The following is a 12390-nucleotide window of genomic DNA, read 5'->3' as shown; positions in this document are numbered from 1 at the left end:
CGCCCAAGACGCCCCAAGCGGAGTCCCGCTGATCCCGCTGCAACTGGGACGCCCGCCGCCCAACCCACCGGCACCGAACTTCCGCAGCCTTCGACTGGAACCCCGGGACGACGTGCTCCCCGCGCCGGCCCGTCGGCGATACCGGCTAACCCCGCGAACCGCCGATGGGCGGGCCACGGCCGCCCCCCTCCTCGGCAACGCTCCGAACTTCCGCAGCCTTCAACATGGCGGGTGAGCTATGAGAGTTGCCGGTGCGGACACTATGCCGGTGGGGCAGACGCCCGTGCCGGTCGCAGAAGTAGGGAAGTGCGTGGTGCGGGTGGGTTACAGGAGGGCGGGGGCGAGGCGTTCGAAGATGTCGGCGGAGCCCGCGAGGTCTGGAGCGAGCACCGCGACGGCCACATGGTCGGCGCCCGCGTCCAGATGGTCCTGGACCCTCTTGCCGATCGCGGCCTCGTCGCCCCACATGAAGCACGCGTCCAGGACTTCGTCCGAGCCGCCGCCGGCCAGTGCCTCGTCCGTGTACCCGAGTTGCTTGAGTGCACGAAGGTAGGGCGAACCGGGAAGGCTGAGCAGTTGAGTTTGCCTCGCGGCCATGCGCGCCTTCTCAGGGTCGGTCATGAGGAGTGCGACCTGTATGACGACCAGGAGTCTGTCGGGACCGAGGCGTTCTCGCGCGATCCTGGTGTGCTCGGCGGGCATCGAGGCGGGCAGCGCACCGTCCGCGTGGTCACGCGCCAGGCCCTGCATCTTCGGGCCGAGCGCCGCCAGCAGGCGTGGGAACGGAATCTCGGGGACGGGTGCGGCGCCCACGGCCGCGTCCATTCCGTCTAGGTACTCGCGCGTCCGATTCAGTGGGCTCGTCCACTTCATCCCGCTCTGCTCAACTCTCTCCGGCACGCTGACACCCACGCCGACGGCCAGCCGGCCAGGGTAGGCGTCCGCGAGGACGGTCGCCGCACCCTGCGTGGTGGCGGGGTGCCGCGCCCACAGATTCGCGACCGCGGATCCGAGAACGATGCGCTCGGTCGCTGCGAGCATCACGCCCAGTTGCGTGAAGACTTCACGGCCGCCGATGGCCTCGTTCGTCCAGATCGATCCGTAGCCGGCCTCCTCCACCCGCCGGGCGGCGCGCCGCCATTCGTCAGCCGGCGCGATCGGTGTCATGAGCACCGCACCGACCCTGCCCAGCCTTACCCGCATCTCCTCCACTGCCGTGACCGCCATCGGCCCTCCTATAATCGGAACGAACAACCCGCTTAGCACGCTACCGGAACGCCCGCCCCGCTTGTCAACGCCTGAAGCCGCCAACGCCTGAAGCTCTCGCTCATGGCCTGTGCTCATGGCCTTGTCGCGCAGGGCTTACCGCGCAGGGCCTGACGCAACTGGCCTGTCGCGCAGGGCTCAGCGCTCGGGGCCTGGAGCGACTGGCCTGGAGCGACTGGCCTGGTGTACAGAGCCTGTTACGCGGTGGCTTGGTGCCCGGCGGCTTGCTGCCCGGGGCTTGTGCGCAAGGCTTGGCTGCAGGCCTGTTGCGCGTGGAGCTGTCATACGTGGAGGTGTCATGTACGAAGCTGGCACGGACGGAGCTAGCCACGCTTGGAGTCGCCAACGCGTGGAGTCGCCAACGCGTGGAGTCGCCAACGCGTGGAGTCGCCAGCGCGTGGAGTCGCCAGCGCGTGGAACCACGTGGAGTCACCGCTTGGAGTTGCCAACGCGTGGAGTCGCGTGGAGTCACCGCTTGGAGTTGCCAACGCGTGGAGTCGCGTGGAGTCACCGCTTGGAGTCGTCAACGAGTCGAGTCGCGTGGAGGTACCGCTTGGAGTTGCCAACGAGCCGAGTCGTCACGCATGCAGTCGCCCATGGGTGGGGTTGCCAATGCGTGAGGTTGTCAACGAATGGAGGAGGTCCGCTTGAGTAATCCGCCCCGTCGAGCCGATGCGCGCAGGAATCGTGAGCGCATTCTCGAGGCCGCGTGTGAGGCGTTCGCCGCCGACGGTCGGCTCGTCCCGCTCGATGACATCGCTCGCCGCGCCGGCGTGGGGGCCGGTACGGTGTACCGCAATTTCTCCACCAAGGAGGCGCTGTTCCGGGCGGTCGTCACGGACCGCATCGAAGCGATCGTGGCCGAGGCGGTGGCCTTGCAAGGCGCTGACGACCCGGCCGAGGCCTTGTACGGTTTCGTCGCGCGGGTCGTCGACCGCGCCGTGTTCAACCATGCCGTCTGCGACGCCTTGGCAGCCGACCTGAAGGGCTTCGACGCCGGCGGGGTGGACGCCCGGTTCACCGCGGCCCTGGACCACCTGCTGCGGAGGGCGCAGACCGCAGGCGCCGTGCGGTCTGACGTCGATGTCCAGGATGTCCGCGCCCTCATGGCGGGGGCCATGTACATGGAGCGCCAGCGCGGCCCCGGCGGCAGTCCAGGCCGGATGACGTCCCTCGTCTGCGACGCGCTTCGTCCTGGGACGAAACTCATCCGTGACACGCTCCGTCCCGAGACGAAACGAGACGAAACAGAGGACGTGTGTAACGAAACGCGCTGCGAGGTCTGTGCGACCCCGATCTCCCCGGCCGCGACCGGCCGCCCCGCCCGCTTCTGCAGCGCGTCCTGCCGTCAGAAGGCCCATCGCCGCAGGAAGGCCGCGCCGAAAACGGGTTGAGACCGGTCGGCTCGACGCGTCAGCCTGGGCGGACCATGGGCACGAGAGAAATCAGGGCCTGCTACGACCGCGATTCGATCACGGTCTATCAGGCGTACGCTCCCGAGATCGGTCTGCTCGCCGCCGAGCAGGGCGCCTTTGTCCCTCCCTTCTCCCGTCGGCGGATGACGTGGATAAAACCGTCCTTCCTGTGGCTCATGGCTCGCAGCGACTGGGCGCGCAAGTTGGGGCAGCAGACGATCCTCGCCGTCCGGATCAGCCGCAGCGGATGGGAGGAGGCCCTCGGGCATGCCGTGCCGACGGATCCCGACCGCCGCGTCTTCCGGAGTTCTGATGAATGGCGCCGCCATTTCGCGAAGGCCGTAGTGCACGTCCAGTGGGATCCCGAAAGGTCCATCCGTGGCGCGAAGCTCGAAACGCGCAGCGTCCAGATAGGTCTGAGCCGGCACATCATCGACCGTTATGTCGACGACTGGATCCTGGGCATAGAAGACCGCACACTGCTCGCCCGCAGAATCCGAGATCTCCTCCTCTCCGGCCGGCCGGCTCAGGCGAAGGCGCTGCTCCCGGAGGAGCGTCCCTACCCGCTGCCACCCGCCTTGACCGCCCGCCTGGGAATGTCCTGACCACCCCGCCTCCGCCAGGGTGCTCTGGCTCCCCTCCATCCGCTGATGGGCCTTGATCTCCTTCGAAGGTCATTGTTGGAGGCGCAGGACGAGGCGCTTGTCGAAGGCGCCCCGCTCGGCGGCCTTGGCGGATCGACGACGGTCGAGCTCCGCCGGGCTGATGCCATGGGTCGCTGCCAAGGCGTGGACGACCTCCAGCACATCGGCGAGTTCCTCCGGGTCGCCGCTTGCGATGTACTCCCCGCCTTCCTCGACGAGTTTGGCGCGCAAGCGTGCGGCATGCTCGGCGGGGTCGGCAACACGCGTCTCCGGTCGTCCGCCGGCCGCCCGAATGATCTCAGGGATCCGGTCCCGCACCAATTTCTCGGCCGCCCCGCCGTCCTTCGTGGGATGGACGGTCGCACCATGCCGCCGATCTAGAGACTGGATCCATTTGACGGCGACCGCGGCCGTCTGCACCAGCTCCACCCGAAGAGCGGCGGGATCCGATTCGGCGAGAGCCTCGAAGAACTCCTCGGTCAGGATGTGCCGCCACGTCAGTTCTCCTCGTTGATAGGCGGTGGCGCATTCCCGCTTCGCTCTCTCCGCGTCCTCGGCGAACTCGGGTCCGCTCCCGTCCGGGAACTCCTGAACTCCCCACATGCGGTCCTGGGCTTCACGTTCGGCGCCGACGTCCGCGAGCACTCTCGCCAGCCCTCCGGGCACTCCAAGGTCCTCCATGCCGAACGACGTTAGCCCTCGATCACCCGTCGAGCCCCTACTTCCTCACCCGCCGCCTCCGCCGTCACTCCCGGTCGCTTCTGCACGGACGGGGGTAAGACCATCTTGCGACGGGCACTGCCTGCGCTCGGTGAGTTCGAGCATCTGGTGGGTTCCATCCGTGCATGGCGGTGGTCGGTTGTGTTGCCCGTACGTCAGCCCGGTGGAGCGGTGCGTTCGGGGTCGCAGCTGAGCACTTCGTGCAGGACGGGTGGGAGCTCGTCCCACAGCCATTCGTTCACGGTGCCCGGGAAGGTCGCGGGAGGGCCGATCCCCAGGCGATCGGGTGCGTTCTCGGTCAGCCGCACGGCGATCGGCCCGTCGTCCCACATGGATTCCCGGTTGCCCCAGAAGGCGGAGAAGTCGGCACTCGTGAGCAGCAGCTCGCTGGGGAGGGTGTGGTCGCCGGGGTGCCTGCCCAAGGGGAGCAGCCGCTGCGCGGTGGTGCGGAGGATGTTGAGCGCGGCCAGGTCATGCGGGCATGCCACGTCCCTGATCTCGAGTTCGGGGAGGCCGAAGCGTCCCAGCCCACGGGTGCTGAGTGTGACGCATGCGCAGCCGTCGATGTCGTCCTCGTCGGCTGTGCAGCGACCCGCGTTCCGGTACGGCGGCAGGACGGTCCCCAGCCAGTCATCGGCGAGGACGAAGTCGTCCAAGCGGCCGAGCCGAGTTACCGGCAGCGTCCTCCCGGTGGCGAGATCCACCGGCACTCCGCAGAGCGATTCCGCGATCGCCTTGGCGGTCGCACGGGCGAGGTGCGGTCCGGACGGAAGGTCACCGGCCGGCAGGACGCACGTGACGCTGATGTGCCATCTGGCCTGGCGGACCCGCTCCGCGTCGTCCTCGTCGTCGCCGGCAACCTCGCGCAGGTTCCAGGGCGAGTCGTCGGCGGGATGGCAGGCCAGCATGAGATGCGGGGTCCCGAGACGGCCCGCCACCGCCGCACCCAGCGGACTGGGCAGCACTCGCCCGACCTTCGCCGCGAGGTCGCCGGGATCCCGGTCGGCCGCGACGGCGAAGCCGGCCGTCGTCTCTTCGGGAACCGTGATGGTGACGCGCATTGCAGCCTCCTCGGGCGGTGGACCGGCGTTCGCAGTCCAGATTCGAGGAGGAGGCCGAGCACTTTCACTAGAACGTGATTCTGTGGAAAAAGGCGGCCGCTCGAGCGAGCGGCCGCCTTGTCCGATGTCGCCGGGTGCGGTTACCGGGCGGAGGCCTCCACGTAGTGGCGCTCGCCCGGGCCCACGTACACCTGGCGCGGGCGTCCGATCTTCGTGGCCGGGTCGTTCATCATCTCGCGCCATTGGGCGATCCAGCCGGGAAGCCGGCCAAGGGCGAACAGCACCGTGAAGGCGTTGGTGGGGAAGCCCATCGCCTTGTAGATGACGCCCGTGTAGAAGTCCACGTTGGGGTAGAGCTTGCGTTCGACGAAGTAGTCGTCGCTCAGCGCGACCTCTTCGAGGCGCATGGCGAGGTCCAGCAGCGGGTCGGATTTGCCGAGCGCGTCCAGGACCTTGCCCGTCGCCTTCTTCACGACGGCGGCGCGCGGGTCGTAGTTGCGGTAGACGCGGTGCCCGAAGCCCATCAGCTTGACGCCGGGCTCCTTGTTCTTGACGCGCGCCACGAACGAGTCGATGTCGTCGCCGTTCTCGTGGATGCGCTCCAGCATCTCCAGGACGGCCTGGTTCGCGCCGCCGTGCAGCGGGCCGAACAGCGCGTCCACGCCCGCGGACACGGACGAGAACAGGTTCGCCTGGCTGGACCCCACGAGCCGCACGGTCGACGTCGAACAGTTCTGCTCATGGTCGGCGTGCAGGACGAACAGCATGTCCAGGACGCGCGCGATCTCGGGGTCGATCTCGTAGGGCTGCGTCGGCAGGCCGAACATCATGCGGAGGAAGTTCTCCACGTACCCGAGGGAGTTGTCCGGGTACAGGAGCGGCTGGCCGTTGGAGGTCTTGTAGGCGTAGGCCGCGATGGTCGGCAGCTTCGCGATGAGCCGGATGCTCGACTGGTCGACCTGCTCGGGATCGAACGGATCGAGACTGTCCTGGTAGAACGTCGACAGGGCGCTGACGGCGGACGACAGCACGGCCATGGGGTGGGCTCGGCGCGGGAACGCGGAGAAGAACGCGCGGAACTTCTCGTCCAGCAGCGTGTGGTTGCGCACGTTGTCGGTGAACGCGTTCAGCTGGTCGGTCGTCGGCAGTTCGCCGTAGATCAGCAGGTAGGCCACCTCAAGGAAGGACGACTTCTCCGCCAGTTCCTCGATGGGGTAGCCCCGGTACCGGAGGATCCCCGCCTCGCCGTCGATGTAGGTGATGGCGGACGTGGTGGACGCGGTGTTGGTGAAGCCGGGATCGAGCGTGACATGCCCCGTCTCCTTCAGGAGGCTGCCGACGACCAGCCCTGACGGCCCCTCGGTCGCCTCGGTGACCTCCAGAGGCATCCGGCCGCTCGCGTGGTCGAGCTCGAAATCCGACATACTCGCTCACTCCCAACTGCGTCCACACCTGCGTAGACGTTCCGCTCTTCATCGTATCCACGTGATCACCCGGGCTGATCCGGCCGGTCCCGTTGACGGGGGACGGGCCCAGGTGCTCCGGTGGAGTCATGACCGACCACGGGGCCGCCGAACTCGTCGCACGCACCCGCGGGGACCTTGCGGCCGCGGCGACCGGGAACCGCTTCGTCGACATGCTGGAAACGGGGAAGTTGCCCCAGGAACGCCTGGTCTGGCTGGCCGGCGAGGAGTATCGGATCGTCAGCAGCGATCGGCGCAGTTTCGCCCTGCTCGCGGCCAGGTATCCCGATTCGTCGTCCAGTGAGCTCTTTCTGGGGCTTGCGCAGGGGGAGGGGCAGGCGCTGGCCCTGCTCGGAGACTTCGCCGGCGCGCTCGGTCAAGGTGAGAAGAATCTCATGGCGTATGAACCGAAGCCCCTCGCACAGGCATATCCGGCATATCTCGCGCAGAGGGCCGCGTTCGGGACGGCGATGGAGGTCGCCCTGGCCATGCTGGCCAACCTGGAGGAGTGGGGCGCCTACTGCGCCCGCATCGCAGCCGCCCTGCGCACGAGGTACGGGTTTCCCGACGAAGCAGTCGGGTTCTTCGACTTCTTCGCCGAGTCGCCACCGGGCTTGGAGGAACAGGCCCTGGACGTGATCGCGTCCGGGCTCGCCTCTGGTGACGACCCGGTCGATGCGGCTCGCGCGGCGCGCCTCCTGCACGCGTACGAGGCCGCCTTCTGGGACGTTCTCGCCGATGGCCTGCCGTGACCGGTCGTCCTAAGGCTCCCGGAGCGTCGGCAGTTCGGCTGTGATCTCGACCAAGGTCCGGTCCTGGACGCCGATGAGATGCTCGACGTCCACGGGAGGCCACTCCTCGCCGTAGTGGGCGTCCAGGAGCGTGGACAAGGCGACGAGGATCTGCTCCGGTGTGGGGCGTTCCCCAGCCTCCTTGACCAGGCACCGGGTCACGAGGCCGCGCATGGGCTCGGGCAGCCGGGTGAGGTCCGGTTCGCCGTACACGATCCGGCCACGGACCTTGCGATCGGTCCCGAAGGGCGCGGCACCCGTCGCCGCGAACACGAGGGTCGCGCCAAGGGAGAACACGTCGCTCTCCTGGTGGACGGGCTCGCCCAGAGCCTGCTCCGGCGACATGTACGCCGGCGTCCCGAGGATCTCCGTTCGGGACAGCGGCAGTGCGTCCAGCGGTCTCGCGATGCCGAAATCGATGACCCTCGGCCCATCTGAGGCGAGCAGCACGTTCGACGGCTTCAGGTCCCTGTGCACGATGCCCGCACGGTGGATCGCGATCAGGGCCTCCGCGAGCCCGGCGCCCAGCCGGCAGGCGGCCTGCTCGCGAAGCGGCCCCCTCTCCTGGACGACCTTGGAGAGGCTCACACCGCGGATGTACTGCGTGGCGAGCCAGGGCCGGTCCGCATCCGGATCGGCGTCGACGACGGGCGCGGTGTAGAAGCCGCTGACCGAGCGCGCCGATGTCACCTCGCGGCGGAACCTCGCCCGCCACCTGGGATCGTCCAGCAGCTCCGCACGGATGACCTTCACGGCGACGAGGCGCCTGCTCGGCGACGCTCCGAGGAACACCTCGCCCATCCCACCGGCGCCCAGCCGGGCGACCACACGGTAGGGGCCGATCATCTCGGGAGGTTCTGACTGCATGGGCACGCGGATCCGATCATGGTGGGGCGCGCTCAATCGTGCCATGAGGCGAACGCTCGTCCGGCAACGTATGCGCTCAGGTCCAGGGCAGTGCGCTCCGTTCGGCCCAGTAGCGCTCTGGGGAAACGCCCAGGTCCGCTAGCACCCCTAGGTCACGTTCGTCCAGGAGCACCCTCGACGCCGTGAGGTTCGACATCACTTGGCCTGGACTCACCGCGCCGATGAGCACGATGTCCGCCCAGGGGCGGCTGAGTGCCGCGGCCAACGCCACGGCGTCTGGCGCCACGCCGTGCTCCGCCGCGAGGACCTCCACGGCTGCGGGCGGCTGCACGGCGAGCCTCCCGTTGGCCAGCACCTCCTTGAGCAGGACGTGCAGACCTGCTTCATGCGCCTCGCGTAGCGCCTCCTCACCCGACGTCTCCAGGGTGTTCCATGTTGATTGGACAGAACTGAAGAGCCGCTGGCCGGATACGTCCAGCGTCATCGCTCGACGAATCGTGTCAGCCTGCCTTGGCCCCGAGGTCGAGAACCCAACACGGACGCCCTCGGCGCGCAGTTCTGCCAGAGCCTCCTGTAGGCGAAGGTCCTTGAACAGCGGGCTGTCTTCAGTCAGCGAGTGGACTTGGTAGACGGACAGATGCCCGTCGAGCAACTCGCGGGTCTCCTTGTACTGGGCGCGGTAGCGGCCGAGGCTGTGCTCCTTGACCTCGTGCACCGCCGCGTCGGTCTTCCACTCACCGACGTAGGCGTAACCCCATTTGCTGGACACGGTCACATCGTCTGGGGCGCGTGCGCTGAGCCAGGCGCCGAGGAACTCCTCCGCTCTGCCGTAGGAGCGCGCCGTGTCCACCCATCGGACGCCGGCAGCGTAAGCCGCGTCGAGGACGTCCCAGGTGGCCTCGCGCATCTGTTCCACGCTTCGGCCGGGTGGTAGTGCGGCGGCCCTGCCGACGTTGATGTAGGCGGGCCGCCCCAACGCCGCGAGCCCGATGCCCAAGCGATCCATAGCGTTCACGCTCCCAGCCTCGCATGCCGTGCCACCCGCTCGAATTCGGAGCAATTGTCCGATAAGACCAAAGTCTGTCGGGCGATTATCCACAGAATTGCGTTCTACTATTCTGTGGCGGCCTTGTCCGCAAGGCTGTGTCGCGTCACTGTCGATCGCGGCACGAAGGGCAGGGCAATGCCTGCACAGACCAATCGCACCCGGTACGGCGCCAACCAGTTCGCCGATCACCTGGGGCTCACCCGATGGCAGTTGCGCGTCGGGCTCGAGCACGGGATCCTGCCCGGCCCCGACCTGGGCGGGGAGCAGTGGTCCGCCGAGCTGGCCGGCACGTGCCTGGACGCGGGCAAGGAGGTCCTCGCGAGACTCGGCGACGACCCGCCGGTCGGCTCCGCCCGCGCGGCCGCCATGCTGGCCGCCCGACTGAGCCTCGACGTCGAACGCCGGGACATCGAGGTCCTGGTCGCCCAGGGCGCCCTCAACGTCGTCAGCAGCTTCCGCGGACACCCCGTCTACCTCATGCGAGACATCGGCCAACTCGACCCCGAGGCCGTGCGGGAGGTCGTCTCCGCCAGGAAGGGCCCGCTCGCCGATACCGTCGACGCGGGCGGGGCCGCGGCGATCCTCGGCTGGCCACGCCGGACCTTCGACCGCATCGCCTCCGAACGCGGCCTCGAAACAGACCGGCTGGGCCGCTACGCCCTTTCGGACGTCCAAGCGCTGAAAGCCGACGACGACCTGGTACGCGAGATCACGGAGGAGAAACGTCGCCTGGCGTTGGCCAGAACGCACCGGTCCGAGGCGCACTTCGAAGACGTCGTCCATGGCTGGATCCTGCGCTGCTCCGCCTACGTGGACCGCGGCGCCGACCAGCCGCCGGACATCGCCCCCCTCAGCCGGGCACTACGAAGCCTCAGCACGGTCAGAGCTGAGATCGAAGAACACGAACGCCCCGCCCCCTGACCCCGACCCGCACCATGCGCCCGTTGGGGAGGGCGGTTCTCTGTCGCAAGATGCGATCGACACCGGCCGAGGACACCTCAGGGTTATGAGCCTCCCCGGTCTTGATCGTGGTCGGCGCCAGCGGACCCCTGCGGTAGAGCAAGTGTCCGCCGCAGGATGTGATCAACACTGACTCAAGGGCCTCAGGGCAAGGGAGGGCCAAGGGGGGTGCCCACGGCAGTGGGCGCGAGCGCCCGTGAGCAGTGCCCGTTCGTCGGCCCCGGACGGGTGGGCGGCCGGATGCAAGGCCGGACGACAGCTTGCGACGAGGTGGGCCAGCGGTTCCCGGACCAGGTACTAATGGCGTTCCTGAACGACTCCCCGAAAAGGTGAGGGACCGTAATTTCCCCAACGATGCAAGCGACCAGCCCGTGAACGGTGGTGCGTTCAGGGGCGGCGGGGGGATGAGCGGCGTTTGGACGATGGCTTCTTGGTCACTTTGTGTCGTGCGAGGGCGGCGAGGAGGCGGTCGCGGGCCTCGGTGCGCGACAGCGCCGGGACGCGTTCGGGCAAGCTGGCGGCCAGCGCTGGTGGGGCGCTGACCTGGCCGCTGTCGTCGACTGATGCCGCATCGCCCGTCCAGGAACCGAGGAGGATTGCCGAGACGCTTCCCATGTGCTGTGTGAGGAGTTCCTGGATCCTGTCGATCTCCCGCGCGCAGTCGGCCACGAGGAGGAGGCGGCGTGCCTGCGTGACGCCGGTGTTCCGGCGGATCGCGAGTTCCGTTTCCAGGTAGGCGAGGGCGGCGTCGAGGTTGCCGGGGATGAACAGCCCGTCCGTGTCGTCGTCGAGGAGCTCGTCCTCCGCCAGACCGAACAGGGCTGTGGCATCGGGACGCGGAATCACGACCAGTGAGTCGGCGCCGTGCTCGTCGAGGCCGGTCAGGGCCAGTACGCGGGCGGTGGAGAGGGCGCCCGGGCCGGACAAGCCCATGGCCGAGGCCGCGAACGGGTCGAGCGCCGGGCGGTAACCGATGACCGTCGTTGGTTTCGGAGGTTCGGGGATGGAAGGGGCCGGCGTGCCCGCGGTGGCGACGGCGTAGAGACGGTGCCGGAAGGGATAGCAGATGGCCGCCGCGGCGGGTATGAGCAGACTCAGCAGCAGAACCGGCTGCAACGAGGGGGGACGCGACTCCGCCTCCTCCACTTGCTTGGGGGTGCGAGGCGGTGCTGGGGACGACGGAGTAGGCCGGGCCGTGGTCTTCGTTCGCGTGCGCTCGGAGTTCGGAGGATCCGGCAGCACGGTGCGCGGACTCGGTCTTTCGGGCGGTACGGGCGAGGGGCGGTCCTGGTCGACCTTGGGCTTCCAGGTGTGCCGATGCGGCCGGCGGGGGAGGTCCCGACCGCGTCCGGACCTTCTGCGAGACCTCACGTACATCGAGCGCCATGCCTCCTTGCACTTCTGCGCGGTGTGCCAGTCGCCGATGCTCACAGCGTGACGGCAGATCGGCGACACGGACCTGCGCGGCCCGGGTTCCTGTTGAGCGGCGGCGTCCGTATGCGCCGCCGCGCCGATGGAGATGGCGCCGGCCATCGCGGTACATCCCAGTACGCCGCAGGTGCAGCGGAGCCAGCCGCCGAGCAGGACGGCGAGCCTGGGATGTGCCAGAAAACGGTTCATCTTCGCCCCGGGGGATCACGTCGGTCACCGTGTAAATGCCGATCGTAGTCAATTCGGCTACGGAGCGTTGAACATTGCTCACACTGGTCTGGGTGGTGCCGGGCCTCCGCCTCCACGGTCACCATGGCTCAAATGAGCGGTACGTCCTGGATGGAACCGAGATGTGGGCGGCGCGGCCGAGCTTGGCCGGCTGGCAGGGCCGGACGGCGGGAATGCGCGATCGGCCTGCGCTTTCCGAGGCTATGGACTCCGGATGCACATACTGAACCCATGGAAGACGGAGGCCGCCAGGCGTGGCGGCGTGGTCCCTCGCGGCTGGCCGTCCGGTGTCATAAGTCTCACTCCGGGTTATCAACACGTCCGGGTGGACGACATGGGGGATCTAAGGGGCGAATTGTCGCCCGTTCTGGAGTTTCCGGGCTGGTCGGCGTGCGCGCGTCGATTTTAGGTGACAGCAGAGCTCGCAGCCCTGAGAGGAGTGAAGACGAAAAGGGCCTGCCACCCCATGCGTCCTCCCCGCGGCCGCACCCCGCAC

General features: G+C 68.4%; 11 protein-coding genes. 4 read left to right on the top strand and 7 right to left on the bottom strand.

Annotated elements, in window-relative coordinates; all coding sequences use genetic code 11:
- Nucleotides 1–324 precede the first annotated feature (324 nt).
- Nucleotides 325–1227 (bottom strand): TIGR03620 family F420-dependent LLM class oxidoreductase, encoded by a 903-nt coding sequence (locus E1284_RS31995; RefSeq protein WP_165965509.1) that lies wholly within the window; start codon nt 1225–1227, stop codon nt 325–327.
- A 671-nt stretch (nt 1228–1898) separates the two neighbouring features.
- On the opposite strand from E1284_RS31995, the gene E1284_RS31990 reads away from it, so the two are divergent.
- Nucleotides 1899–2660: a TetR/AcrR family transcriptional regulator gene (locus E1284_RS31990; protein ID WP_131943892.1), complete on the top strand. Its 762-nt coding sequence runs from the start codon at nt 1899–1901 to the stop codon at nt 2658–2660.
- Nucleotides 2661–2695: 35 nt separating this feature from the next.
- Nucleotides 2696–3286, top strand: coding sequence for a DUF4291 domain-containing protein (locus E1284_RS31985; RefSeq protein WP_131943891.1), 591 nt, complete (start codon nt 2696–2698; stop codon nt 3284–3286).
- A 69-nt stretch (nt 3287–3355) separates the two neighbouring features.
- Here E1284_RS31985 and E1284_RS43345 read toward each other — a convergent pair whose 3' ends face one another.
- The 3 genes from E1284_RS43345 to E1284_RS31965 all read right to left on the bottom strand — a co-directional run bounded on the left by E1284_RS43345 (nt 3356) and on the right by E1284_RS31965 (nt 6530).
- On the bottom strand, nt 3356–3970 hold the full coding sequence (locus E1284_RS43345; protein ID WP_243714873.1) for a nucleoside triphosphate pyrophosphohydrolase: 615 nt from the start codon (nt 3968–3970) through the stop codon (nt 3356–3358).
- Nucleotides 3971–4200: 230 nt separating this feature from the next.
- Entirely contained in the window at nt 4201–5106 is a 906-nt protein-coding gene (locus E1284_RS31970) for a hypothetical protein (protein ID WP_131943890.1), read from the bottom strand.
- 140 nt (nt 5107–5246) lie between these two features.
- Nucleotides 5247–6530, bottom strand: coding sequence for a citrate synthase (locus E1284_RS31965; RefSeq protein ID WP_131943889.1), 1284 nt, complete (start codon nt 6528–6530; stop codon nt 5247–5249).
- A 128-nt stretch (nt 6531–6658) separates the two neighbouring features.
- Here E1284_RS31965 and E1284_RS31960 point away from each other — a divergent pair, with 128 nt between their 5' ends.
- Entirely contained in the window at nt 6659–7321 is a 663-nt protein-coding gene (locus E1284_RS31960) for a thiaminase II/PqqC family protein (protein ID WP_131943888.1), read from the top strand.
- Between the two features lie 9 nt (nt 7322–7330).
- Here the strand turns inward: E1284_RS31960 and E1284_RS31955 are convergent, their stop codons facing one another.
- Together E1284_RS31955 and E1284_RS31950 are read right to left on the bottom strand one after the other, a co-directional pair.
- Nucleotides 7331–8227 carry a serine/threonine-protein kinase gene (locus tag E1284_RS31955; protein ID WP_165965508.1) on the bottom strand — a complete coding sequence of 299 codons (897 nt, stop codon included), beginning with the start codon at nt 8225–8227 and terminating at the stop codon, nt 7331–7333.
- A gap of 76 nt (nt 8228–8303) precedes the next feature.
- A complete protein-coding gene (locus E1284_RS31950) occupies nt 8304–9233 on the bottom strand; it encodes an aldo/keto reductase (protein WP_131943886.1) in 930 nt (309 codons plus the stop codon).
- Nucleotides 9234–9410: 177 nt separating this feature from the next.
- Between E1284_RS31950 and E1284_RS31945 the strand changes: the two genes are divergently transcribed.
- Complete coding sequence (locus E1284_RS31945) at nt 9411–10196, top strand: hypothetical protein (RefSeq protein ID WP_131943885.1); 786 nt, start codon at nt 9411–9413, stop codon at nt 10194–10196.
- 426 nt (nt 10197–10622) lie between these two features.
- Here E1284_RS31945 and E1284_RS31940 read toward each other — a convergent pair whose 3' ends face one another.
- The gene (locus tag E1284_RS31940; RefSeq protein ID WP_131943884.1) at nt 10623–11381 is read right to left on the bottom strand and encodes a hypothetical protein; all 759 of its coding nucleotides are present in this window, start codon (nt 11379–11381) and stop codon (nt 10623–10625) included.
- Nucleotides 11382–12390: the final 1009 nt, after the last annotated feature.

This window comes from Actinomadura bangladeshensis (assembly GCF_004348335.1).
Classification (GTDB): domain Bacteria; phylum Actinomycetota; class Actinomycetes; order Streptosporangiales; family Streptosporangiaceae; genus Spirillospora; species Spirillospora bangladeshensis.
Note: the sequence above shows the minus strand (reverse complement) of the source record. Positions and strands in the feature narration are given on the sequence as shown.

Coding starts and splice junctions, on each gene's coding strand:
- E1284_RS31960 (WP_131943888.1), top strand. CDS start 6,659: ATGACCGACCACGGGGCCGCCGAACTCGTCGCACGCACCCGCGGGGAC.
- E1284_RS31945 (WP_131943885.1), top strand. CDS start 9,411: ATGCCTGCACAGACCAATCGCACCCGGTACGGCGCCAACCAGTTCGCC.
- E1284_RS31970 (WP_131943890.1), bottom strand. CDS start 5,106: ATGCGCGTCACCATCACGGTTCCCGAAGAGACGACGGCCGGCTTCGCC.
- E1284_RS31985 (WP_131943891.1), top strand. CDS start 2,696: ATGGGCACGAGAGAAATCAGGGCCTGCTACGACCGCGATTCGATCACG.
- E1284_RS31955 (WP_165965508.1), bottom strand. CDS start 8,227: ATGCAGTCAGAACCTCCCGAGATGATCGGCCCCTACCGTGTGGTCGCC.
- E1284_RS31965 (WP_131943889.1), bottom strand. CDS start 6,530: ATGTCGGATTTCGAGCTCGACCACGCGAGCGGCCGGATGCCTCTGGAG.
- E1284_RS31995 (WP_165965509.1), bottom strand. CDS start 1,227: ATGGCGGTCACGGCAGTGGAGGAGATGCGGGTAAGGCTGGGCAGGGTC.
- E1284_RS31990 (WP_131943892.1), top strand. CDS start 1,899: ATGGAGGAGGTCCGCTTGAGTAATCCGCCCCGTCGAGCCGATGCGCGC.
- E1284_RS31950 (WP_131943886.1), bottom strand. CDS start 9,233: ATGGATCGCTTGGGCATCGGGCTCGCGGCGTTGGGGCGGCCCGCCTAC.